At 45.9% G+C, this 23510-nt stretch carries 21 protein-coding genes; 6 read left to right on the plus strand and 15 right to left on the minus strand.

The annotated features are described in order from the left end of the window. Positions 1 to 184 precede the first annotated feature (184 nt). The 3 genes from NSS95_RS13465 to NSS95_RS13475 form a co-directional block, all read right to left on the minus strand. Positions 185 to 2611: a CRISPR-associated helicase/endonuclease Cas3 gene (locus tag NSS95_RS13465; protein ID WP_061577463.1), complete on the minus strand. Its 2427-nt coding sequence runs from the start codon at positions 2609 to 2611 to the stop codon at positions 185 to 187. A gap of 135 nt (positions 2612 to 2746) precedes the next feature. Beyond that, on the minus strand, positions 2747 to 3025 hold the full coding sequence (locus NSS95_RS13470; protein ID WP_340713968.1) for a hypothetical protein: 279 nt from the start codon (positions 3023 to 3025) through the stop codon (positions 2747 to 2749). Between the two features lie 58 nt (positions 3026 to 3083). Then, positions 3084 to 6323 (minus strand): DEAD/DEAH box helicase, encoded by a 3240-nt coding sequence (locus NSS95_RS13475; protein ID WP_340713969.1) that lies wholly within the window; start codon positions 6321 to 6323, stop codon positions 3084 to 3086. A 149-nt stretch (positions 6324 to 6472) separates the two neighbouring features. Here NSS95_RS13475 and NSS95_RS13480 point away from each other — a divergent pair, with 149 nt between their 5' ends. The 3 genes from NSS95_RS13480 to NSS95_RS13490 all read left to right on the plus strand — a co-directional run bounded on the left by NSS95_RS13480 (position 6473) and on the right by NSS95_RS13490 (position 8054). Then, a complete protein-coding gene (locus NSS95_RS13480; protein WP_061086396.1) occupies positions 6473 to 7060 on the plus strand; it encodes a nitroreductase family protein in 588 nt (195 codons plus the stop codon). A gap of 258 nt (positions 7061 to 7318) precedes the next feature. Beyond that, positions 7319 to 7813, plus strand: coding sequence for a DoxX family protein (locus tag NSS95_RS13485; RefSeq protein ID WP_211062250.1), 495 nt, complete (start codon positions 7319 to 7321; stop codon positions 7811 to 7813). A 118-nt stretch (positions 7814 to 7931) separates the two neighbouring features. Next, positions 7932 to 8054 (plus strand): hypothetical protein, encoded by a 123-nt coding sequence (locus NSS95_RS13490; RefSeq protein WP_013860405.1) that lies wholly within the window; start codon positions 7932 to 7934, stop codon positions 8052 to 8054. A gap of 54 nt (positions 8055 to 8108) precedes the next feature. Here NSS95_RS13490 and fni read toward each other — a convergent pair whose 3' ends face one another. From fni to NSS95_RS13520, 6 genes are all read right to left on the minus strand, one after another. Continuing rightward, a complete protein-coding gene (gene fni / locus NSS95_RS13495) occupies positions 8109 to 9140 on the minus strand; it encodes a type 2 isopentenyl-diphosphate Delta-isomerase (RefSeq protein ID WP_340713970.1) in 1032 nt (343 codons plus the stop codon). 102 nt (positions 9141 to 9242) lie between these two features. Beyond that, entirely contained in the window at positions 9243 to 9911 is a 669-nt protein-coding gene (locus NSS95_RS13500; RefSeq protein WP_340713971.1) for an N-acetylmannosamine-6-phosphate 2-epimerase, read from the minus strand. Positions 9912 to 9932: 21 nt separating this feature from the next. Then, positions 9933 to 10163: an excisionase family DNA-binding protein gene (locus NSS95_RS13505; protein ID WP_017552106.1), complete on the minus strand. Its 231-nt coding sequence runs from the start codon at positions 10161 to 10163 to the stop codon at positions 9933 to 9935. A gap of 222 nt (positions 10164 to 10385) precedes the next feature. Next, a complete protein-coding gene (locus tag NSS95_RS13510; RefSeq protein WP_340713972.1) occupies positions 10386 to 12425 on the minus strand; it encodes a Na+/H+ antiporter in 2040 nt (679 codons plus the stop codon). Between the two features lie 360 nt (positions 12426 to 12785). Continuing rightward, entirely contained in the window at positions 12786 to 14684 is a 1899-nt protein-coding gene (locus tag NSS95_RS13515; protein WP_328230187.1) for a PTS fructose transporter subunit IIABC, read from the minus strand. Between the two features lie 130 nt (positions 14685 to 14814). Further along, positions 14815 to 15573, minus strand: coding sequence for a DeoR/GlpR family DNA-binding transcription regulator (locus NSS95_RS13520; protein WP_340713973.1), 759 nt, complete (start codon positions 15571 to 15573; stop codon positions 14815 to 14817). Positions 15574 to 15837: 264 nt separating this feature from the next. Between NSS95_RS13520 and NSS95_RS13525 the strand changes: the two genes are divergently transcribed. Continuing rightward, a complete protein-coding gene (locus NSS95_RS13525; protein ID WP_017552109.1) occupies positions 15838 to 16941 on the plus strand; it encodes a glycerol dehydrogenase in 1104 nt (367 codons plus the stop codon). 47 nt (positions 16942 to 16988) lie between these two features. Here NSS95_RS13525 and NSS95_RS13530 read toward each other — a convergent pair whose 3' ends face one another. After that, positions 16989 to 17522, minus strand: coding sequence for a hemerythrin domain-containing protein (locus NSS95_RS13530; RefSeq protein ID WP_035188650.1), 534 nt, complete (start codon positions 17520 to 17522; stop codon positions 16989 to 16991). A 291-nt stretch (positions 17523 to 17813) separates the two neighbouring features. On the opposite strand from NSS95_RS13530, the gene NSS95_RS13535 reads away from it, so the two are divergent. Then, entirely contained in the window at positions 17814 to 18038 is a 225-nt protein-coding gene (locus NSS95_RS13535) for a hypothetical protein (protein WP_017552111.1), read from the plus strand. A 40-nt stretch (positions 18039 to 18078) separates the two neighbouring features. Here the strand turns inward: NSS95_RS13535 and yidA are convergent, their stop codons facing one another. From yidA to rlmN, 5 genes are all read right to left on the minus strand, one after another. Next, complete coding sequence (gene yidA / locus NSS95_RS13540) at positions 18079 to 18888, minus strand: sugar-phosphatase (RefSeq protein WP_017552112.1); 810 nt, start codon at positions 18886 to 18888, stop codon at positions 18079 to 18081. A 110-nt stretch (positions 18889 to 18998) separates the two neighbouring features. Next, a complete protein-coding gene (locus NSS95_RS13545; protein ID WP_013860417.1) occupies positions 18999 to 19316 on the minus strand; it encodes a nitrous oxide-stimulated promoter family protein in 318 nt (105 codons plus the stop codon). 165 nt (positions 19317 to 19481) lie between these two features. Next, positions 19482 to 19964, minus strand: a complete 483-nt coding sequence (locus NSS95_RS13550) for a PTS glucose transporter subunit IIA (protein WP_017552113.1) — start codon at positions 19962 to 19964, stop codon at positions 19482 to 19484. A 178-nt stretch (positions 19965 to 20142) separates the two neighbouring features. Then, complete coding sequence (locus NSS95_RS13555) at positions 20143 to 21672, minus strand: sugar porter family MFS transporter (protein WP_340713974.1); 1530 nt, start codon at positions 21670 to 21672, stop codon at positions 20143 to 20145. Positions 21673 to 21833: 161 nt separating this feature from the next. Continuing rightward, entirely contained in the window at positions 21834 to 22901 is a 1068-nt protein-coding gene (gene rlmN / locus NSS95_RS13560) for a 23S rRNA (adenine(2503)-C(2))-methyltransferase RlmN (protein WP_017552115.1), read from the minus strand. A gap of 166 nt (positions 22902 to 23067) precedes the next feature. Here rlmN and NSS95_RS13565 point away from each other — a divergent pair, with 166 nt between their 5' ends. After that, positions 23068 to 23313, plus strand: coding sequence for a hypothetical protein (locus NSS95_RS13565; RefSeq protein ID WP_014097178.1), 246 nt, complete (start codon positions 23068 to 23070; stop codon positions 23311 to 23313). Positions 23314 to 23510: the final 197 nt, after the last annotated feature.

Raw genomic sequence — 23510 nt, forward strand, 5'->3', positions numbered from 1 at the left:
TCATTTTTTGGCTGTTTTGATAAATTCAGTATACAATGTGCCTTTTTTTAAGTCAATAATTAATTATATATTATATGAAAAAATTTTTCTTTCCCTTTTTGTGTTATGATAATATAGTCGCTGGTAAAGCGCGGATTGAAATATATATTATATGATTTAAAAACCTATCTGTTATGATAGGTTTTTAAATTGACAAAAAATCCAATTCGCTGTCATTCTCCACATTCAAACCGAATTCATGATCATATGCACCTTCTTTGAGAGCCAATATTTTACCGTCAAACAAACTTATGATTCCGCCATTTCTTTCAAGCTTTCCAAGTTCCTGGCTGTAAAGGTTAATAGTGTACTGTTGTGCCTTTTTCATGAGTTTGCTGAGATCTTCAATGGTTGCGTTGCTGCTTAATTCGGCTATTACGTCATTTCCTTTCCCAAATGGAACAATAACGGAAGTTGTCTTATCATCTATCACACGAAATTTTTCTGCAGCTGTATAAAAACTGCTGCTTAAGAACAAGGGATACTTCTTTTTCGTATTACTGCAATAAGCCCTCACATAACTATAGTTGTTGGGATCAGTTGTTAACATTTCCACCATATTCTTCTGAAGAGACGGAACATTGTAATCTAAATTTGCATCAAACGCTGTATAAAACTCTTTAAAATATTTTTCCATTGCTTGGATAGACAGAACATTTCCATTATAGATAGATGGTGTATTTTTTAAATCGATAAAAATTCGCTTTGAAGTCTCTTTTCCCTTTTTTATTTCCGGAAGCCTGCTTAAATTTTCTTCTTCATGGTTGATCACATATACAAAACCGGTCTCTTTCTCTCCATGCCGATTGCAACGTCCTGCCGCCTGTGCAATTGAATCCAGACCGGCTAAGGAACGGATGACACACTCGAAGCTCACATCAACACCCGCCTCAATTAATTGGGTGCTTACACATATTACTTTTTTACCGGCATCCAGACAGTGCCTTACCTCTTCTAAAATTTGATTACGGTGGGCTGCACACATAGACGTACTTAAATGGAAAATGTTGATATTATTATCGTTTGAATTTAAATGTTCATATAATTTTTTTACAACACCCTTGGTATTCAATATAACCAGAACACTGGAAACCTCCGTCATTCTTTTCTCAATAAAGTTTGCAAGCTTTTCGGTGTTAAAGGTTTCATCAGTTGCCCTGTCAACAATTTCAACTCTTTTAAAGGCGTCTATTACGTTATCCAGACCACGGATAATCTCCGGATTTGGGCTGACCTGTAATTGATGTTCAACATAATTTAATGCCGGCTGGGTTGCCGTACAAAGCAGAATGCTGGAATGGCAATATGTTTTTAAAAAATTTAGTGCTTCATTGAATAAGGAAATGCAAGGCACCGGAACTTTTTGCACTTCATCAAAGATTAGCACCGCTTCACTCATATTGTGAAGGCGTCTAATATTTCTACTTCCCTTCGCATAAAATACATTTAAAAATTGCACCATCGTGGTAAAAATGATCGGAACATCCCAATTATCCTTTGCAAGTTTCAGTCTTTGCTGCACACTCATTATTCCGTCCTGTTGTTCATCATTCTCATCAGCATCTTCGACGACATTTGAATGATGCTCAAGAATATTTACATCGTCTTGCAAAACTTTCCGCACTTCCTCAGCATTTTGTTCGATAATTGTTGTAAAAGGCACGATATAAATGATACGCTTTTTGTTATAAAGTTGGGCATGTTTTAATGCGTATCGCAGGCTGGCAAAAGTTTTTCCTCCTCCTGTCGGGATCGAAAGCGTATAAATACCAGACGGTTTCTCGGCAAAGGCATCGCATTGCTCGGACATTTCGGATCTTAATCGATTGATACGGGCATTAGCGCTCGAGTTTTCCTTATAACTGTCTAAAGTAAGTAACAGTTTTTCATAGTATTGATTAAACAACTTTGAAACCGAAAATTGTTCTTTTTCTGGTTTATTTTCCTCAAACAATCTCGTATTCGTCCGGTCAGCATCAATTAATGCACTGAAAATATACTTCGTTAAAAACATCATCTTATGTGTGAGCGTTTTCGATGCGTCTTTCATAATAAAGTTCTTCAATTCAATTTCAGCCTGATTTACATAACTGGAAAAGCGTGTTGGGCTCATGACTTTTTCAAAGAAATTTTCTTTTGCCGTTTCAAATTCGTCAATTTCCTTACTATCAACTCTGTTTAAATACTTTAGGTCCATTTCCGGGCTGATAAAATCCTGCAAATAAGAATGGTGAGAAATGATTGCATTACCCACAATTTCAGCTAATAATGCTTTATGAGGGCTGGCTTTTCCTGAATGGAACATTTTGAATAAAAGCTTTCCTCCGGCGGTAGAATGGTCTACGCTTCCTCTTTTTGGCGGATGATCAGGGTTGTTTACCGCTTCCAAAATATAATTGCGGAATGCACTTGTATATTTCCCCAGATCGTGAAGCAGAGCAGCAAGCCCGGTTATGTGCTTCACACCAATCTTTTCTCCATAAGTTTCAGCTAATTCCTTTGCTGCCAATAAGTGTTCTTCAACTGTCTGTACCTTCTTGTCGCTTTCCCGAATATGCGCAATGTACTCCATGATTTTCCTCCTTTCATCCTCCATTATATAACAATAATCGGAATTACTTTTTGAATAAAAATAAAAATTTCCATTTATTAACCGCCCCTCCCATCCCAAAAACCCCCCGCAGCCAAATAACCGCGGGGGGTTTTCTTACATATCGGTCGCCACCAGGCTGGGAAAGCTCCAACCAGGTATGCGCAAATTCTCTTTTATACACCCAGCCATCTCCCGGGGAAGGGAAAGCCTCGCAATCGGGAGGCCTGAAGCATCCTTGCTGAAAGCTGCGAAAACTTTGTTTAGGGCGTCAGCAAAGGCTTCCCGTAATCGGGAAACCTGAAGCATCCTTGCTATCCTTGCTGAAAGTCCCGAAGTTTCAATTCTCGGCCAGCTGCTTTTAATTTTCAAAAATGCCGATCTTTGAATGTTCAAAGCCTCCTTACATACCGGTCCCCACCAGGCCGTAAATGCAAACGCATCAGCATTTTCTTTACATGCCTAGCAGTTCTTTAATTTCCTCTTCATTCAGGCTGTTCAGCATGGTTTCGCCCGGCTGGATGACTTGTTCGATCAGTTCTTTCTTTTTCTGCTGGAGTTCGTATATTTTTTCCTCGATGGTGCCGTGGGCGATCAGGCGGATGACCTGAACGACGTTTTTCTGGCCGATGCGGTGGGCGCGGCCGGCTGCCTGTTCTTCAACAGCCGGGTTCCACCACAAATCATACAGCACAACAGTATCGGCGCCGGTCAGGTTTAAGCCGGTACCACCGGCCTTGAGCGAAATCAAAAAGACATTTTTCTCGCCGCTGTTAAACCGGTCTGCCATTTCGACCCGCTCCCGTGACGGCGTCTGGCCATCAAGATAAAAAGAATCGATGCCCTCGTCAGAAAGCCGCGTCCGGATCATCTGGAGCATGCTGGAAAACTGCGAAAAAATCAGCAGCCGCTTCCCGTTTTCAATCGCCGTATGCGCCAATTCAACGAGCTGCTCAAGTTTCCCGGAGTCGCCCCGGTAATTTTCCACAAACAGCGACGGATGGCAGCACAATTGGCGCAGACGGGTAAGCCCCGCCAGAATCTTAATCCGGTTCCGGTTAAAATCCCCTTCAGCCAGCGTTTGGGCTGTTTCATGCCGGATTCTGTCCAAATACGCCAGATAAAGCTCTTTTTGCGGTTTCGTCAGCTCGGACAAATGATTGGTTTCAATTTTATCCGGCAGCTCCTTCAATACATCTTTTTTGACGCGTCGCAAAATGAACGGCCGCACCATCCGCGAAATTTTTTCCTGCTCCATTTTCCGGAATTCGGACAGCGGCGGGAAAAAGCCCGGGAGAACCGCCTGAAAAATCGACCATAATTCCTCAATAGAATTTTCAATCGGCGTGCCGCTTAACGCAAATCTTCTCCCCGCCTGCACGTTCCGGACGGCGGCGGCTGTTTTTGTCGCATAGTTTTTAATCGCCTGTGCCTCATCCAAAATCAAGGTATCAAATTCGATTTTTTCATATTCTCCGATATCCTGGCGCAGCGTCGGATACGAGGTGATCAATACATCTGGCAGCTCGCCCGCTTCAAAAAAGGCTTTCCGCTCGGAAGGCGTGCCGGCAATAACCATCGACGAGAGCCCCGGTGCAAATTTTTCAATCTCGCTTTTCCAATTGTAAATAAGGGATGCCGGCGCCACAACCAAAAACGGCTTGATATCCGGATTCGCTTCTTTTTCTGATAACATGTAAGAGATGCTCTGCAATGTTTTCCCGAGCCCCATGTCATCAGCCAGAATCCCGCCAAGACGGTAAAAGGCGAGCGACTTGAACCATTGAAACCCGGTCACCTGATAATCACGCATCTTTGCCTCAAGCCCTTTTGGCAGTTCGAAATCCGTATCTTCCGGATTTTTCAGCTGCTGGACGAGCTTCCGGAACGCTTTGCCGAATTTAACAGCATATTTATCACGCGTCTTCATCAGCTCTTCCACCTGGAGCCCGCGGTAAAGCGGAACTTTCAGGCGGTTGTCTTCAAGCTCTTTCTTCGGGACATGCAGTTCTTCGAGAAGCTGCCCGATATGTTCGAATGCATCGCTTTCAAGGGAGACAAAAGCCCCGTCCGGTAGCCGGTAATACCGTTTTTTCTCGATTACGGACCGGAGCACATTGCGGATTTCTTCTTCATCAATCCCATCCATGTCAAAATTGACTTCCAGAAAATTTCCGCTCGTATCCATATCCACCGATGTAAGCGGCGTGTAGTGGCTCGTCTGGAAATACGATTTGATGGCGCCTGCAATATACACTTCCACTTCTTCTTCAAGCTGCGGTAGAATCGTAAAAATAAATTCGTACAGCGCTTCTTCATCGTTTTCCAAATACAGCTGTTTGCCGTTGTATTTGAGCGGCGACTGTTCGATCATCGTCATGATTTTCTGCTCTTTTTCCACATCACGCAGCAAAATCTTATCATCATCCGGCGTTTCTTCGTCCATAAACGGATCAATGACACGGGAGCCGTAATGATGTTCAATCCGCAGCGTAATCTTTTCGTCTTCGTTGTCCATAAAAATTTTCGTTTGTAGTTTTGGCTGGACGATTTTCCCTTTAATGTCTTTTGTCAGCTTTACTTTTCCGATCCGCTTCAGGCCTGGCAACACATTGGAAAGGAACGGGCTCATCTGCTCTTGCTGGATCTCTACTTCATCGCCACTTTTCTTGTAAAAATCTTCAAGTGCCGTTAAAAGAGCAAGCTGGTCCGTGGACAGCTCATAAAAACCCCCTTTGTAAAATGCAAGCCCGTATTGTTCAAATAAAAGCAGGTCCCTTAAGCTCTTCAGCTGCAGTAAAAAGCCCGGGCCACCCTGGCTGTTGCCGTCAAGCCGGAAAGAAAGCGGTAGTTCTTCTTCCTGATGCAAGACAATCGAATCTGCCGCGTAACGTTCATATTTGAATTTGCATTTGCGGTTTGCCAGTTTCTTTATAAGTGGCCTTGCGATAAACGGCGGAATGACCAGTTCCCGCTCCAATGCAAATCTGTACCAACGATCCATGGAAGCCTCGTACAATTGCTGGGTGGACAGCATATAAAGCAGCATCTCCACAATTTCCTTATCTTCTTCTTCGAACGCATGTTCATCCGGATCATAAATGAAGTTTTTTGTAAATGCATGCGGGTTCCCGCGGCTGACATTGCCGAGGAAATCTTTTATGTCGCGGACCACATATGTCCGGCCGGGCCCGATTTTAATTTCAATGGTTAAAAAGTGGTCAGAGCCAAAGCCGGAAACGTTCGTAGCTTTTAAAAAATATTCAAGACGGAGTGGCTTTCTCGCGGCATTGTGTTTTGTTTCCATCATGCTTTGTTGAAGGCCGGAAAAAATATTCATCAATTGTAAAGTTTTCATATGCTGGTGCGTCTCCGAAACATCGCCAATATTCGGTTCTGCCACCTCTTCCTCCCCATTTGCAATCGCAAGCATGGCCGCTACTTCATGCTTGCACTCGCCGTATTGTTCATGTGCCGGGCATGTACATACGTTTGAAAATTCCCCGAATTCCTCGTCATAGTAAATAGTGACGTAATAGGTTTTGGACCCTTTTACGATTGCCGTCCAGGTGGAGTCTTTATCAAAAATCAATTTTTTGACCCGGCCCTGCATATAATAACTCATTCCCCGATGGAAAATAGCAGGGGAATACATCATCTCGACATCTTCTTCGAAAAGCAAATAATCAACCAATTCAGATCATCCTGTTCGTATTTTCTCCTAGGTCTATTATACAATATATAGGTGCACAAATACATTTTTCGTCCGAGTTGAATCGTTTGTAGATCGGGTTGAACTATTTTAATATAAAAAAGATACGACATCAATAAGGAGGAGTCCCCATGGTAAAAACATTATCGCCGCGGGAAGCGCAATATGATATCGATCCAGTCTATTTGGAAAGATGGTCACCGCGTTCTTTTTTGGAAAAAGAAGTACCGGAAGAGGTGCTTTTGAGCCTGTTTGAAGCAGCACGCTGGGCGCCGTCCGCTTATAACCATCAGCCTTGGCGCTTTATTCTTGCACGTACAAAGGAAGACAGGGAAAAAGTTCTGTCGTTTCTCGGGGAATACAACCGGATGTGGTGCAAGAACGTCCCCGTTTTTGCGCTTATTCTCTCGAAAACAGAAAATGAAACCGGCCCGATCCGTTCGCATGCTTTTGATGCAGGGGCCGCGTGGGGATACCTCTCCCTTGAAGCCGTCAGAAAAGGGCTCGCTACGCATCCGATGACAGGCTTTGATTTTGAAAAAGCACGTGAAGTATTGAACATCCCGGCTGATTATGCAATTGATGCCCTTATTGCCATCGGATACCGGGGTGAAAAAGAGGCGCTGCCTCCTTCCCTGCAGGAAAGAGAGACGCCTTCTGCACGCAGGCCTGTGAAAGAATCGGTTTTCGAAGGAAGTTTTGGAAATCCGGTAAAATAAGGAACCGGAGCATGATCAAAACGGCAACGGACCTTGGGTAAGCGGTTTGCGAATGGAAAGGGAAGGAAACGAATCAAAGCGGTAAGCTTGGCTTGCCGCTTTTTTAATGTTTTGTTCACAAATGTGAAATATATCACAAATTCTTGACAACTGTCCGGAATCCATTGTAATTCCGTTGCAAACGCTGTATTCTAAAAATGTAAGATATGTGAAGAATTTCACATGTTATCATCATTTATCCTAAGGGAGATGTTAAAAATGAAATGGTATCATGATTCCAAAGTCAGCATTATCTGGGCAATCATCCGTATTTGGCTCGGCATTCAATGGCTTGAAGCAGGTTTGCATAAATTGACGGGAGGGTTTGATGCTGCTGGATTTTTAAAGGGGGCACTGGCAAAAACGGCTGGCGAAAATGCCGAAGTTCAAGGCTGGTACGCAGCGTTCCTCACCCATTTTGCCATACCGAATGTCCATGTTTTTAATGTGCTGATCCCTTATGGGGAATTGCTGGTCGGCCTTGGCCTGATTGTCGGGCTGGCAACCATCCCGGCATTAATTGCAGGCGCGTTTATGAACCTGAATTTTATGCTTGCCGGCACAACGAGCACCAACCCGGTCCTTTACACCGTCGCCATCATTCTGTTGTTTACAGGCAGCGCATCTTACTACTGGGGACTTGACCGTATCGCCATCCCGGCAATAAAAAATTATTTCCAAAACCGGGCCCATAAACCGCGCCCTGCCCATTAACCGGTCCATTTCAAAGCAAACCTTTTCCGGGTTTGCTTTTTCATTTTGGCTTTAAACTGTTTAATTCCGCATACAAGGGGAAAAGTACAAACATACGAAAAAAGAAGGGATGTGGTGGATGATGAAAAAATCAATGGCCATGACAGCAGTCGCTTTAGGTGCCGCCTATTTATTGCGGAATAAAAGATCACGCAGTAAACTGATGGACCAACTGTCTAACTTTGCAGGCGCGAAAAAATAAAAAATCCCGGCCTCCCAAAAACGGGAGCCGGGGTTTTTTATGCAGCCGGATGGTTTACATTTTTTTCAAAAGCGGTGTTTGTTTCAAAGCGGACAAGTCTTTTGCCCCGATTCCGAACATTGCAATCTTCAGCTCAAGCTCTGTTTGTTCATAAGTAGAAAGCAGTGCATCCACTGAATGGACGGCATCATGCAACAGCTTTCTTCCAAATCCCGCCAAGTCGGCTCCGAGGGCGATAGCTTTGGCGGCATCCACTCCGTTTTTCAAGCCGCCGCTTGCGACCAAAGTACCTTGAAGGCCAAGGTTGCGGGCTTGGGTGATGCACGCCGCCGTCGGGTTTCCCCAGCCGGAAAATGCCTCTGCTGCCGCTTTTTTCAACGGATCGGACGTTAAATATTTTTCCACCTGGCTCCATGATGTCCCGCCTGAGCCGGCAACATCGACAAAAGAAACGCCAACGGAATAAAGCTTTTCGGCGAGGCGGCCGTTGATGCCCCACCCGACTTCCTTGCAGCCGACCGGCACTTCTAGGCGGCTGCAAAGGTCTTCAATTTTCACAAGCAGATCTTTAAAATTCGTATTGCCGCCTTTTTGAAAGACTTCCTGTAAGGAGTTGAAATGCAGGATTAAAGCATCCGCCCCGGTCAGTTCCACGATCCGGCGGCACTCGTCAATTCCGTAGCCATAATTCAACTGGACGGCACCGAGGTTGGCCAAAACCGGAATATGCGGCGCGACATCCCGCACTTGAAACGTATACGCCTGTTCCGGGCTTTCTAACGCAGCCCGTGTTGACCCTAACGCAAAGGCCCAGCCTCTTTTCTCTGCCGCCTGCGCCAGGTTCCGGTTAATGGTGCGGGCCTGAGCAGTGCCACCGGTCATGGAGCTGATCAAAAACGGGGCTTTCAACGGTTTGCCGAGAAAAGCCGTTTCCGTCGAGATTTCTTCAAAATCCAGTTCAGGCAGCGCCTGATGTTCAAAACGATATTTTTCAAAGCCGGTTGTTGTGTCTTTCCCGGCAACATTTTCCTCAAGCACAACGCGGATATGTTCCGCTTTCCGCTTTGATATAGATGATTCTTCCATTTTTCACTTCACCTTTCGTATGAGAGCCATTTCTTCCTGTATCGGTTTGCATTCCTTATAGAAGCCGCTTCTGCTGCTTACCCGGCATTTTCATTAAGCTTTTTATAACCTCATCGCCTCTGCGAATTTTTTTGTAATCAGCTGCGGCCTTGTAATGGCTGAACCCACCACAACTGCAAACGCCCCGAATTCGAGCGCTTTTTTCGCTTCAGCCGGCGTATCAATATGCCCTTCTGCAAAAACGGGAATCGTTAAGGCTTCCACAAGCTTCTTGAGTAACGCAAAATCGGGCCCTCCCTGTTTCGGAGAATAAGAGGTGTAGCCGGAAAGCGTCGTGGAAACGCAATCCGCACCGAACCTTGCTGCCTGCAATCCTTCTTCCTCTGTGGAAATATCGGCCATCACCGGGAGACCGGCTTCATGGATATATCCGATTAAACCGGAAAGCGTTTCGCCGCCCGGGCGTTTCCGGCCGGTCGCGTCAAGCGCGATCATATCCGGTTTTACGGCAAGCAGTTCGTCAATTTCTTTTTTTGTTGGAGTAATATACACTTCCGAACCTTCATAATCCCTTTTGACAATGCCGATAACAGGCAGCCCTGTTTCCGCTTTGATGGCCCGGATATCTTCAGCGCTGTTTGCCCGAATGCCGGCCGCTCCGCCTTCTTTTGCTGCAAGCGCCATTTTCGACATGATGAACGGACTGTGCAAAGGTTCATCCTCCAGCGCCTGGCATGACACAATCAGCTTTCCTTTTACCATATCAAACATTCCAAATCCTCCAATATCCGTTTAGTCCTCGTCTTTGATGTCCGGATCTTCCGGAAGCGGTTCATTCAGCCATTCTTCCACAAGTTGCCTGTATTTTTCGAGCTGTTGCAAATAGATATCAAACTGATCCCGGTTAATCAAATACTGTTCTCCATCATGCACGGCGCGTATGCGTCTTTGCAAGATCAATTTTTCAATCACCGGTTCCGGAAAAGACAGATATTCCGCTGTTTCCTGAATGGTTAAATACATTGCAGGCACCCCGATTCATCTTTTTTTGAAATACGGAAAATACAACGAGGCTTTCAATCCTGGATCATGTTCACTATACAAAATGACGCCGGGTTAACAATAGAAGCGGCCAGATTACGCCATTTTATACCAGCCCGTATGCGGTAAAGCGGCACAAAGGTCAGTCCTGAAAGGCTCCCGGATGCCGCATTCGTTCCGGCACGGCCTTCTAAGATTATTATATCATGTATGGAGTTGATGTTCTTCCATCCAATACACTTCCCGGATATTGATTTGCCTGCGGAGTTTGCGGGCAGTCTCCCTTGAAATTTTCCCCCGTTCAAACAGCGCCTGCACAGCGTTTCGCTCGGCCTGAAAAGCCTTTTCCTGCAGCTCCCTTTCCATCTGGGTATACTTTAGGGATGCCTCCATATTTTTCGGCTTGTTCAAAATCCGGATAAACTTCCGGTATTCACTGATGACAAGAAACGAAATTTCCCTGTTTTCCTCTGTCATTCCCGATTTAATGGCCCGGATCGCCGCTTCCGCCATTTCAATTTTAATTTGCCTGATTTTCGCATAACGGTTAATCCGCTGTTTGCGGCGTCTTTCCTTATTCGGGTAAAAGAGGAAAAGAAACCGGGTGGCGCCTTTCCGGAAAAGGGTACATAAATTCAAAAACCTGAACTTCATTTTATCGGTAACGGCAATTTCCATCCGGTGAATATATTCAAGGAACAAAAAAGCCATCTCCTGGTCAATGCGTTTTGATTTCATCAAAGCATTAATATAATCCGTTTCCGCCTCCAGCGCCTTCATCCTTGTCTCCGTTTCAATCCGTTTGAATTCAAGTGAATCTATTTCACTTTTTTCCGCTTTTAATTGATGCAGCATATTTTGATAGTTGTCAATCACAGCCGCTGCCGCTTCCCGGTTCTCGTCATTCACTTCCTCGCGCACAGACTGGACTGCCGCTTCCCTGATAAAGATTGAAGCATTTTTTTCCGCTTTACGCTCTGAACGATCTGCCTCATTTCCTTCCCGCTTCGCCAAAAGAGGCAGGAACACACTTGCGATCACAAGCGTCAGCAGGATGACACCGGCCGCAATAAAAATCAGCAAAGAACGATCCGGAAAAGGAGCTCCGCTTGCAATGGTGTACGGAATAGAGAATGCGCCGGCCAGCGTAACCGCCCCCCGGACGCCAGATATCGTTGTAATCGCCGTATGCTTTAGGGAAGGCTTTGCAAGGCGCTGTTTTTTTGATTTCCATCCGGCCCACCACACGGCGTACACCCAGAGAAACCGGAGCAGCAAAAGGGCGGCCGTGACCACAATGATATACAAAATCACCGTGCCGTTATTAAAAGCCGAGCTTGTCCAAATTTCGCCGAGTACAGCCGGCATTTGCTGGCCCAAAAGAACGAAGACAAGGCCGTTTAAAATATAGGCTAAAACCGTCCACGTGCTGCGCGAAACGATCTGGTAGGAAAAATTCGGCGACTGTTCCCGTTCACGCTCAACGGCATGGACCATTCCGCCGGCGACAACCGCCAAAATGCCGGATAAATGAAAATGTTCCGCAGCAAGGTAAATGAAAAACGGAGTTAAAATTTGGATGAGCATATGGATCGTGACATCTTCCATCCCGAGGCGGCGAATCAGCACCCTGAAACGGATAATGAAAAATGCCAGCAATGCCCCGCCTAAAAAGCCGCCGATCGAGATGAGCAAAAAACTGCCACTGGCTTCAGCAAGCGAAAACGACCCGGTGACCGCTGCCGCAATCGCAAATTTAAATGCAACAAGGCTGGATGCATCATTTAATAGCCCTTCTCCTTGCAGCAGGTGCATGATCACGCGTGAAATTTTTACCCGCTCGGAAATGGCGCTGACTGCTACAACATCGGTCGGGGATAGAATGGCGGCCAGGGCAAATGCTGCTGCAAGCGGGAGTGAGGGAATCATCAGATGGGTAATATACCCGACTGCAAACACCGTGACAAAAACAAGCCCGAGCGCAAGCAGCAAAATCGGATTCCGCAGCCTCCACATTGCTTCGCGGGATACGTTTCTTCCATCATGAAACAATAGTGGTGCGATAAATAACACGAAAAACAATTCCGGTTCAAGCGGGACATGCGCCCCAACCGGCACGGCTGCAAACGCAAGGCCGAGGGCAATTTGAATAAGCGGCACCGGAATAAATGGGATAAAATGATTTAAAATGTCGGAGATGCCAACAAGCAAAAGTAAGATCAATAAAATCAGAAACATGTTCATATGGAATATTTTCCCCTTATTCTCTTTGTCTTATGTCTTAAATCCACTAATACAACTATACCCAAATATCCGTAAAAAGCGTGTAAAAAAACGAGCTGTACCGAAATTTTTTGGCGAAGATGGCAATATCTTGATGATTTTATGTTAACGCGGACCGTCCGTTGCTTCAATCTTTTACCTGCTGAATTGGAAAATGGACAAACACTGGGCGAACCTGTTTTCGCAACAGAAGTCGGCACCAGTACAAGCGGTTTGGCTGGACCTGTTAAAAAATGTCGGAAATTGAAAAAAGACCGGTCAGCAATACCGGTCTTTTTTCGCTTTCCCATTAACTTTATATCCAAAATATCTTTCACTGCATTAACCGTTTTTCTGTGCAACAGGCCGTTTCCATATCCCGAGAATCAGGCCGGAAACAATGGCACCAATAATAATGGAGACAAGGAACAAGATCGCATGGTTGGCAAGGAATACAACGAAAATCCCGCCGTGCGGAGCCGGTATGTTAATATGCCAGAATTGCGTCAGCCCGCCGGCTATCGCCGAACCAACAATGCTTGAACCAAGGACACGGAGCGGATCGGATGCCGCAAACGGGATCGCTCCTTCCGTAATAAAGGACAGCCCGAGCACATAGTTTGTAATGCCTGCTTCTTTTTCCTGATCCGTAAATTTATTTCTGAAAAACGTGGTGGCAAGCGCAATCGCAAGCGGTGGAACCATCCCACCGGCCATTACGGCAGCCATCATCAGGCCGTTCGTGTTGCCGCTCGAAGTAAATACCCCGATCGCAAACGTGTAAGCCGCTTTGTTGAACGGGCCGCCCATATCGATCGCCATCATGCCGCCCAGAACAATACCAAGCAGAACGGCATTGCCCGTGCCAAGGTTATTCAAACCACCGATTAAACCGGTGTTAATCCATTTGAAAATCGGGTCAAAAATATAGTACATCAATCCGCCGGTAATCAGGAGGCCTAAAACCGGGAAAATCAAAATCGGCTTTAATCCATTCAGCGCCTGTGGCAGCCCTGCAAATACTTTTTTCAAAAAGACGATAATATACCCAGCAAGGAAACCAGCTGCGAGACCACCGAGGAAACCGGCATTCGAGCTAGACGCAAGATAGCCGCCGACCATACCAGGCAAGAGTGCTGGGCGGTCACCAATGCTCGATGCGATAAACCCGGCAAGAATCGCAATCAAGAAGTGGAATGCCCCTGTATCGCCGCCTGCAATCGCACTCAGCATTTTAAAAATCGTGTTATGTTCACCAGCTGTTCTTTCAATCAGGAACGAAATTGCAAGCAAAATCCCGCCGCCGACAACGAATGGCAGCATGTGCGAAATCCCATTCATCAAATCTTTGTAAATGGTTCCCCATACCGACTTTTTCTCCGCCGGCTCATCGTCATTAGTGCGCTCCGTGCTGTCTGCATGGTAAACAGGCGCATGCTGTTCCAGTACCCGGTTGATCAAATCTTCCGGCTGGCGGATCGCATCGCTGACAGGCGTTTGCAGCACGCGTTTGCCGTCAAAACGCGCCATTTCAACTTTCTTATCGGCTGCGACAATGACCCCGACAGCGCGGTTGATTTCATCTTTTGTCAGTTCGTGTTTAACACCTTCCGAGCCGTTTGTCTCCACCCGGATCGGAATGCCCATTTCTTCCGCTTTTTTCTTCAACGAATCTTCTGCCATATACGTATGGGCGATCCCGGTCGGACAGGCGGTAACAGCAACGATCAATTTGTCATCCGAACCATTGCCGGCAGCCGTTTCCGCTGCTTCTTTTCCTTCCTTTTCCGCTTGTTTTTCATCAAACAGCCTCGACACTTCAGCCGGCGTTTCGGCTTGTTTTAATTGCTGTACAAACTCCTGGTCAATCAAAAGCCTCGACAATGCCGCCAACGTTTGCAAATGCGTATCTGCTGCGTCTTCAGGCGCTGCGATCATAAAGAATAAGTATGACGGCTGGCCATCCAGCGCCTCGTAATCAACGCCTTTTTTACTGCGCCCGAATACGACAGTTGCTTTATTGACCGCTTTTGTTTTTGCGTGCGGCATTGCGATTCCGTCGCCGATTCCTGTACTCGACTCCTGCTCGCGTTTTAAAATCATTTCTTTAAAAAGAACCGGGTCATTGATGCGGCCGCTTTTTGACAGGCTTGCAATCAATTCATCAATCGCTTCTTCTTTTTTCGTCGCCTGCATATCCATAACCATGGTCTCCTGGACCAATAAATCGGTTATTTTCATTTTATTTCACTCCTTTTTCCAGTACAGAAAAACAATACCTCTTATCATGACATCCAAACCGGATGCCTGAGACAGCCATTTGTTATTTTGTTTCAACTGCGGGCTTTTATCATGGCGGAGGAAAACTTTTTTATGCGCCGCTTTGCTCACATATCACCTTTGTTTTACTTAAAATGGAAGATTTTAAGGAATCCGGTAATTCATCCGTGATAATAGAAGCCTCCGAAATGTCAAACATCTTGCAAAAAGCTACTTCCTGAAATTTGCTACTGTCTGCAAGCACATAACACTGTTCGGAAAGTTCTTTTGCCCGCCGCTTGATCAATGCTTCTTCCGGGTCCGGCGTGGTAAAGCCCATTTCAGGGTCAACGCCGTTTGCCCCAAGAAACGCTTTGTCAAACCGGAAGCTGTTTAATGTCTGCATGGCAACGCTACCGATCACCGCCCTTGTCGTCCGTTTCATCATCCCGCCAAGAAGGTAAGACTTGATTTTTTTCTCGACAAGTGCTTCCACATGCGGGAGCCCGTTCGTGACAACGATTACATTATTCCCCTCTATATAAGGGATCATTTCAAGCGTGGTCGTTCCGGCGTCCAGGTAAATGCAGTCATTGTCATTGATCATTTTTGCCGCTAATTGGGCGATGATTCTTTTCTGTTGAACGTTTTTGAGCGTTTTCGTATCCATATCCGGTTCTTCACTTCTGCGTTGCAAAAGCGATGCGCCGCCGTGGATGCGCCTGAGCAAATTCATTGCTTCCAGGTCCTGGAGATCGCGCCTGACCGTTGATTCTGAAGCATTAAGCAGGTTAACCAGCTCCTGCACTTTTACGATATGGTTTTCTTGCAAATGCCGCAAAATGATTTGATAGCGTTCTTCTGCTAACATCCTTCATTCCTCCGTCTGATGATATTTTATCACATAGTTATTCATAATCAACCGTTTTCAATCAAAAAATATCATTTTTCTTCAAAACACATCATATTTCTGTCACATTTTGTCGATACAGCTCTATTTTACTTGTTATTCCCCGAAAATTGAACGTTTTTGAAAAAGTATGGATGATAGGATGAAAAGGTTTTCTTATCTGCAAAAATAAGTTATGATGGAATTGTGCTTGTTATATTTTTCACAAAAAGAGGAGGCATTTTTATGACGAAAATCATTACCTCTCCAAGCAAGTTTATACAAGGCCCCGATGAATTGTCCAGGCTTTCGGCGTATACGGAAAGGCTTGGCAAAAAAGCATTTATTATTGCGGATGATTTTGTCACCGGCCTTGTCGGCAAAACGGTTGAAGAAAGCTATGCCGGCAAAGAAACGGGGTATCAAATGGCATTATTCGGTGGCGAGTGTTCTAAACCGGAAATCGAACGGCTTTGTGAAATGAGCAAATCCGAGGAAGCCGATGTCGTTGTCGGAATCGGCGGCGGAAAAACATTGGATACCGCAAAAGCAGTCGGGTATTACAATAACATTCCGGTGATTGTCGCGCCGACCATCGCTTCCACCGATGCCCCGACAAGCGCCCTGTCTGTTATTTACAAAGAGAACGGCGAGTTTGAAGAATACTTGATGCTGCCGCTGAACCCGACTTTTGTCATTATGGATACGAAAGTGATTGCCTCTGCCCCTGCCCGCCTGCTCGTTTCCGGCATGGGAGATGCGCTTGCGACGTATTTTGAAGCGCGCGCCACTAAGCGGGCAAATAAAACGACGATGGCAGGCGGGCGTGTTACGGAAGCGGCGATCGCGCTTGCAAAACTTTGTTATGACACGCAAATTTTGGAAGGTTTAAAAGCAAAACTGGCAGCGGAAAAACATCTTGTTACGGAAGCAGTGGAAAAAATCATTGAAGCGAATACGTATCTGAGCGGAATCGGTTTTGAAAGCGGCGGCCTTGCTGCGGCACATGCGATCCATAATGGGCTTACCGTGCTCGAAGAAACCCATCATATGTACCACGGCGAAAAAGTGGCATTCGGTACCCTCGCCCAGCTGATTTTGGAAGATGCGCCGAAAGCGGAAATTGAAGAGGTGGTCTCCTTCTGCCTGAGTGTCGGACTTCCCGTCACGCTCGGGGATTTGGGCGTGAAAGAACTGAATGAGGAAAAGCTCCGAAAAGTGGCTGAACTTTCCTGTGCGGAAGGCGAAACGATTTATAACATGCCGTTTGAAGTCACCCCTGACCTTGTGTATGCAGCAATCGTCACTGCTGATTCCGTAGGGCGGTATTATAAGGAAAAATGGGCATGATGGCAAAAAGGCTGCTCCCGGTTCCGGGACAGCCCTTTTTTGGAATTTCACTGTAATCCAGTTGTACAGATTTTTTCTTCCAGCTCGTCTTTTTCAGCTGCTGATAACAGGTTTTCAGCCATTGGAAACAGGACGTTTTCTTCTTTGAAAAAATGGCTTGTGAGCAGCTCATACATTTGAACGATATAGGAAGCAAGCATTTCGGCCTGGCCTTCATCCATGATTTTTGTGCCATTCAAGAAAATCTCAATATATTTTTCTGCTTCATCATGCTCGTATTCCATCACGGCGATCGGCCCGTTTTCGCGTCCAATGTAGCGGGCCATCATGGTAAACAGCACATTTTCTTCCCGTTCGGCATGGTGTTTCAGCTGTGCGGAAAAGGATTCAGTCCCTTTCCGCAGCGCGCCAAGGGCTTCTCTTTTATTTTTGAGTTCACCGTTTATTATCTGACCTGCCGTTTCATACAATGCGCGTTTTCGTTCATTCAAGTGCCCATGCTCATTTTTCAACTGGTTGAGGCCTGCGCACAATGCAACATCACTCGCGCCGCCGACCATGGCACAATGCGGCATTTCCATGTGGATTCCCTCTTTCTTTGTCATATCCTTTATTTTAAACAAGACGGCGTAAAAATGGCGTGATGCAGATCATAGTTTGCAAATTTGTCCTATTTGGAAGATACCGTTTAGGGTCGCCCAAATAGGGGGAGTTGAACTTTTTACCTTATGAAAGTACACTCAATACAGAGAAGAAAAAAGATAGGAAAAGACTGAATATTATTTTTAAGAAGGACAACCTGTCTGTAAGATACATCACAAAAAACCAAAAGCCGAACAGTTAAAACTTTTTTAGAATGGGGTTTGATCCAATTGAAGAAAAAGAAGCAGGAAAGGGAACATGAAGATTTTGGGCGTGTGATGTTTTACTGTAAGCACTGCAACAAGACTTTCGATATGGAATGGGAAACGATTTGGGATATGCAGGAGATGACGCACGGCTATGTCGGGTATCATTTGTATGACACCTATATTTGTTGCCCGGATTGCGGTGAACTCGCTGAAGCACTGGAGCAGCCCGGCCCGAATCCAATTTAAAGAAAGGTGCCTGCCTTCCGCCGGCGGGCACCCTTCTTTTTTACGACAACACCAGCTTCTCAATTGCGTATGCGACGCCGTGTTCGTTGTTCGTGCGCGTTTCGAAATCGGCAATCGCCTTTACTTTCGGGACAGCATTGCCCATCGCCACCCCACAGCCGGCATATTCAATCATGGTCAGGTCATTTTCATTATCTCCGATACAGACCACTTCCTCACGACGGATACCGAGATGGCCGGCAAGGAGTTTCACAGCATTGCCTTTGCTCGCCTCTTTATGCAAAATTTCATAATAAAATGGCATGCTTCTGACCATCGTGTATTTCTCCTGCACCCAGTCCGGAATCGCTTCAATTGTCCGGCTCAGCTTCTCCGGCTCGTCAATAAACATCACTTTTGGAATTACCATATCCCGCGGCAGCTCTTCCAATGTCCGGTAATGCACCGGCATCTGTGTCAAATAAGATTCCACAACTGTATAAGGACTGAGATCCCGGTTCGGTGTATACAAATGTTCCGGATCAAAAAAATGCATCGGCGTTTTCAGTTCGAGGCTGAGCCCGTACAGACGCACCAAATCCCCGTAACCAATCGACCGTTCCGCTACAACCCCGTTCGTATGCGTATTTTGTACAAGCGCACCGTTATAGGCAATGACATAATCATCCTCTTCGTTCAGCGATAAATCTTCAAGAAAACGGCGGACGCCCCCGATCGGCCGCCCTGTGCACAGGACGATTTTGACGCCTTTCTTTTTCGCTTTATGTAAAGCTTCCCGGACTTCCGGAGTGACTTCATGCTGGTCGTTTAAAAGCGTTCCGTCCATATCAATGGCAATCAATTTATACATATTTTTCTGCTCCTTGGTGATGAAAGAATTTCATACGGTTTTATCATAATATATTCAGCCGGATAAATCCATTTATGTAAAATCATTTACAAATCATGCATCACCCAAACTTATTTTTTTAATAAATGCCGGATGGAAAAAACGGGATGGTACAAAAGCATCCACGGGCCGGAAAAACGCATGACCGCCCTGATTTTTTCACGGTAGTCTTTCCGGTAGCAATGGACCTTGCAGTTGGAACACGCGCTTTTTTCCTCGCCAAACCGGCAGTAGGAAAGCCTTTTTAAGCAGTAGTTTTGTAAATCGAGGCATTCTTCACAAAGCGTCTTGCGGTGGTGTTTTTTCCGGCAATAAATGGCAATCATTTGTGACACGGTTTCCTTTTCTTTTTGGATGACCGGCCCGTTGTTTAACTCCCTTTTTGGCATGGCGATCGACCTCCTGTTTTCACCATACCACAGCCACGGAAAAGCAATTTTAACGATTTTTCTACAATGCACACAAAAATGCCGTAAAGAACAAAAGCCTTTACGGCATTTCTATGTCCCTTTTAACAAACGGTAAAAAATGGGAGCCACCTTCTTTAAAAAAGATTATTCCCGGTTCCCTGATTTCATTTTTACCCGCATCACCCAGTCATCGAGGCCGATTGTCTGGGCCGGCGGGACTTCCATGCTTTCGACTTGATCCATATTGGCAACGGAGACAGAGGAGTAAAGATTTTCTGTTTTGGCATCTGTCAATTGAAAGGAAAATTCCATGAGCGGAGTTCCGGCGGTAATGTGATCGCCTTCTTTGACCATGATCACAAATTCTTCACTTTCCATAGCGGCTTCTTCTGTATTGAGGCGAATTGTAATTTCAAGCCCCTGGTCTGTCAATATACTGATGGCGTTGTCTTCCGGAGAAATATGCGTAATTCTTCCTGCTGCGGGCGAATGCACCCTTCCTTCAAGCGGTTGAATGGCAATGCCCTTACCCGGCTGACCCGTATCTTTACACGGAATCATATTGCCGGCTATCGGAGAGATAAGTGTAATCACTTTTGAATTCTTTCTTTTCAGCCAGTTGAACATCTCACAACACCTCCTTTAGTCAGTAAAATCTGTATTTTTCACTTCTATTATACACCTATTTTCGAACACTGTCTTGTTCGGCGTCAGGAAACTTTACATCTTTTTGGAAAAACTTCTTATTCTATTATATGTTCGGACAAGCGAAAAGGGCCCGCGCCGGACCCTTTTCGAAAAATTTTTACCGGTCCATGCCGCTGTGATGCAAGTGCTGCGGCTGGTTGTTCCGGTTGAATGTTGATTTTTTTCTGCGCGCAAAGTAACGCTCCTTCCGCGCATGGAAGCTTTGCTCAATTTCTTCAAGCGACCGCCCCTTCGTTTCCGGGACGAATTTTTTTACAAACAGGATGGAGAAGATGCCAAGCCCGGTAAAAATGAAGAATGTTGCCGACAGTCCGATTGCATGGAACAATACCGGGAACAACAGGCCGACAAGGAAATTCGTTATAAACAGGCAGAAAACCGAGATCCCCATCGCAAGCCCCCGTAAATGGATCGGATAAATTTCCGACTGCATGAGCCATGTCACAGGAGATACGCCGCCCTGCTGGAAAGCGAGAAACATGACGGTCAAGCCCAAAACGAGAAATGGCAATGCCGCACTGTTTTTTAACGTGATCGAAAAAATCCCGATCAAAAGGAGCGCAGTGCTTGTCCCTGCAAGCCCGGTAATCAGCATTTTTCTTCTGCCGGCCCTGTCCAAAAGTGCAATGCCTGTAAGGGTGGCGAGAACGGAAATCAAACCGTTGGCAATATTTCCGATCAGTGCTGCGCCTGTCGAAAATCCGGATTTCTTTAAAATTTCCGTCCCATAATACATAATGGAGTTCACGCCGGTCAGCTGCTGGATCATCGCGATGCCGACACCGATGACAATGATACGGCGGACAAATGGAAGTTTTAAATCTTTCAAGGTTGCCTTTTTCATTTTGGCATCTTTTTCGACCGTTTGGCGGATCTCATCCAACTCCATTTGCGCCCGTTTTTCCTTGCGTATTTTCCGCAAAACATCAAGCGCGATCGCAAATTTGCCTTTTGCGGCGAGCCAGCGCGGGCTTTCCGGCACAATCAGCATCCCGAGCCATAAAATGACAGCCGGCAATGTTGCGATTGCCAACATATATCTCCAAATGTTTCCGGCTTCCCCGAACGTATTGGCCAGTATCGCGTTAAACGTATAGGCAAATAGTTGGCCGGAGACAATCATCAGTTGATTTTGTGTAACGATCCGCCCGCGGTGTTCGGCAGGCGACAATTCTGCCAAAAAAGCCGGGACTGTGACAGCTGTCGCGCCAACTGCAAGGCCCAAGATCATCCGGAAGGTAACCATGGCGGCCACATTCGGCGCCATCGAACAGCCAAGCGTGGCGATGACGAAAATAAAAGCGACGCTTAAGATCGTTTTCCGGCGCCCTTTCCGGTCAGAAAGTCTCCCCCCGAACACGGCACCGAATGCTGCCCCTAAAAGCAAAGTACTTGTGACAAGCCCTTGTGTAAACGGCGTTAAATCAAGTTGATCGGCCCTTGACATGAATGGCAGTGCCCCGTTGACAACGCCAGTATCATAGCCGTATAGTAAACCGCCAAACGTAGAGATAATTGTAATCAGACGTAGAAAAGTTTTTTTGGAAAATGATTTTTTTCTTGTTCCCGCTTCTTCGGTACGGACTGAAACACGCCTGCCCTCGTCTCCATCATCTTTTCCTCTCATTACGCTCATTCCTTTCCTATCTTGTGATCTTCATATATTGTTAAAATACTTTTTCAGCATATAATTGCTGTACCCTATACCTACCCTGTTTGTTCGTTTTTTTAAACGTAAAAAAACCCGCTCCGCTTTGGATAAAATCCAAAATACGGGCGAGCTCGCTGTTACGCCGTTTTGTTTGCTTTTTTGATCTGTTTACTGCGGAGCTGGCCGCATGCAGCATCGATGTCTGTGCCGTGTTCCTGGCGCACAACGCAGTTGATGCCATTTTTTTTGAGCGTATCGTAAAATGTCATAATCGATTCTTTTTCGCTTCTTTGATAACCGTGCTCATTAACAGGGTTGTACGGAATGAGATTGACATAGGCAAGATGACGCTTGTCCTGCAGCAGTTTTGCAAGCTGCAGCGCTTCTTCCTTATGGTCGTTGACATCTTTCAGCAAAATATATTCGAACGTGATTCTGCGATTTGTTTTTTCTAAATAATAATCGATGGCAGGCATCAGTTTTTCAAGTGGGTACGCGCGGTTAATTTTCATGATGCGCGACCGCAGTTCATTATTCGGCGCATGCAGGGAAATGGCCAAATTCACCTGTAGGTCAAGATCAGCGAACGCATAAATTTTCGGTGCAAGGCCGCTTGTGGAAACGGTGATATGGCGCGCACCGATCGCCAGTCCCTTTGGCGCATTGATAATTTTAAGGAAGTTCACCACATTCTCAAAGTTATCGAACGGTTCTCCGATCCCCATGACAACAACATGGCTGACCCGTTCGCCCTTTCCGGCTTCATCAAAATGTTTTTGAACGTACATAATCTGCTCGACAATTTCCCCGCTTTCAAGATCGCGGTTTTTGCGGAGCAGGCCGCTCGCACAGAAGGAACAGCCGATATTGCAGCCAACCTGGGTCGTCACGCAAACCGACAAACCATAATGCTGGCGCATCAAAACCGTTTCAATTAAGTTGCCGTCCTTCAGCTGGAACAAAAATTTTACCGTGCCGTCCTTTGATTCCTGTTTCACCACTTGTTTTAACGTGTGAATATGGAAATGTTCTTCGAGTAACGCAAGGCAGTCTTTATTGACATTCGTCATCTCTGCAAAGCTTTTCACTCTTTTTTGGTACAACCATTCCCACACTTGTTGGGCGCGGAATTTTTTCTGTCCGTGTTCAAGCATCCAGCCGGTCAATTGATCTATCGTCAATCCAAAAATGGATTTCTTTTCCATTCTACCCCTCTTTTCTGGCGTTTTTCGCATAATTCCTATTGTAATCGAATTTGCCGCCGATTTCCACAGGCAGATGTTGCAAAATGGGCCGCAGCGAAAGCAGGAATTCTGGCGGCAGGGAACGAATATAGTTTAGATAACTACATTTTTTCAGGGAGAGACAGACATGGGCACAAAAACATTATTCCTGCCATACCGATGGACCGTTGTCATTCACGAATCATACCATTTGTACACAAATCAGGAAGACCAGTATGCCTTTGCCGTGCTGGATGGCGAACTGGATACGGTGGTTGCTTTCTCTGTTCGTGATGCATCCGTTCAGGTGTCAAACTGCGGATACGATGTGAATTTGGACATCAACGTGGAGACGCGCTTAATCACAATCGGGCACGAACCGGAAAGAGAATAGCTTTTTTAGGGTGCTTTTAAAAATTTGAAAGCGCTAATGTATGAAAAAGGGGCAGCCCGCTATATTGTTAGCAGCATGCAAAGTGTTTCGGTTTCGCCCGTTTTCCGGCTATTCTCACCAAGAAGCCGCATGGCGAGAAAAACTTGCATGGAAACGCCCGGCCTATCGAGCGGGCAAAAATCCCCACGCATCCAGAC

The organism is Weizmannia sp. FSL K6-3076, from assembly GCF_038007245.1.
GTDB lineage: Bacteria > Bacillota > Bacilli > Bacillales > Bacillaceae_C > Weizmannia > Weizmannia faecalis.

Excerpts from the sequence above, each read along its gene's own strand:
- NSS95_RS13490 (WP_013860405.1), top strand. The coding sequence starts at position 7,932 with ATGATGAAAAAATCAATGGCCATGACAGCAGTCGCTTTAGGTGCCGCC.
- NSS95_RS13485 (WP_211062250.1), top strand. The coding sequence starts at position 7,319 with ATGAAATGGTATCATGATTCCAAAGTCAGCATTATCTGGGCAATCATC.
- NSS95_RS13565 (WP_014097178.1), top strand. The coding sequence starts at position 23,068 with ATGGGCACAAAAACATTATTCCTGCCATACCGATGGACCGTTGTCATT.
- NSS95_RS13510 (WP_340713972.1), bottom strand. The coding sequence starts at position 12,425 with ATGAACATGTTTCTGATTTTATTGATCTTACTTTTGCTTGTTGGCATC.
- NSS95_RS13500 (WP_340713971.1), bottom strand. The coding sequence starts at position 9,911 with ATGTTTGATATGGTAAAAGGAAAGCTGATTGTGTCATGCCAGGCGCTG.
- rlmN (WP_017552115.1), bottom strand. The coding sequence starts at position 22,901 with ATGGAAAAGAAATCCATTTTTGGATTGACGATAGATCAATTGACCGGC.
- NSS95_RS13530 (WP_035188650.1), bottom strand. The coding sequence starts at position 17,522 with ATGGAAATGCCGCATTGTGCCATGGTCGGCGGCGCGAGTGATGTTGCA.
- fni (WP_340713970.1), bottom strand. The coding sequence starts at position 9,140 with ATGGAAGAATCATCTATATCAAAGCGGAAAGCGGAACATATCCGCGTT.
- NSS95_RS13520 (WP_340713973.1), bottom strand. The coding sequence starts at position 15,573 with ATGTTAGCAGAAGAACGCTATCAAATCATTTTGCGGCATTTGCAAGAA.
- NSS95_RS13550 (WP_017552113.1), bottom strand. The coding sequence starts at position 19,964 with ATGTTCAACTGGCTGAAAAGAAAGAATTCAAAAGTGATTACACTTATC.
- NSS95_RS13525 (WP_017552109.1), top strand. The coding sequence starts at position 15,838 with ATGACGAAAATCATTACCTCTCCAAGCAAGTTTATACAAGGCCCCGAT.
- NSS95_RS13465 (WP_061577463.1), bottom strand. The coding sequence starts at position 2,611 with ATGGAGTACATTGCGCATATTCGGGAAAGCGACAAGAAGGTACAGACA.
- NSS95_RS13545 (WP_013860417.1), bottom strand. The coding sequence starts at position 19,316 with ATGCCAAAAAGGGAGTTAAACAACGGGCCGGTCATCCAAAAAGAAAAG.
- yidA (WP_017552112.1), bottom strand. The coding sequence starts at position 18,888 with ATGTATAAATTGATTGCCATTGATATGGACGGAACGCTTTTAAACGAC.
- NSS95_RS13555 (WP_340713974.1), bottom strand. The coding sequence starts at position 21,672 with ATGAGAGGAAAAGATGATGGAGACGAGGGCAGGCGTGTTTCAGTCCGT.
- NSS95_RS13480 (WP_061086396.1), top strand. The coding sequence starts at position 6,473 with ATGGTAAAAACATTATCGCCGCGGGAAGCGCAATATGATATCGATCCA.
- NSS95_RS13505 (WP_017552106.1), bottom strand. The coding sequence starts at position 10,163 with ATGTATTTAACCATTCAGGAAACAGCGGAATATCTGTCTTTTCCGGAA.
- NSS95_RS13515 (WP_328230187.1), bottom strand. The coding sequence starts at position 14,684 with ATGAAAATAACCGATTTATTGGTCCAGGAGACCATGGTTATGGATATG.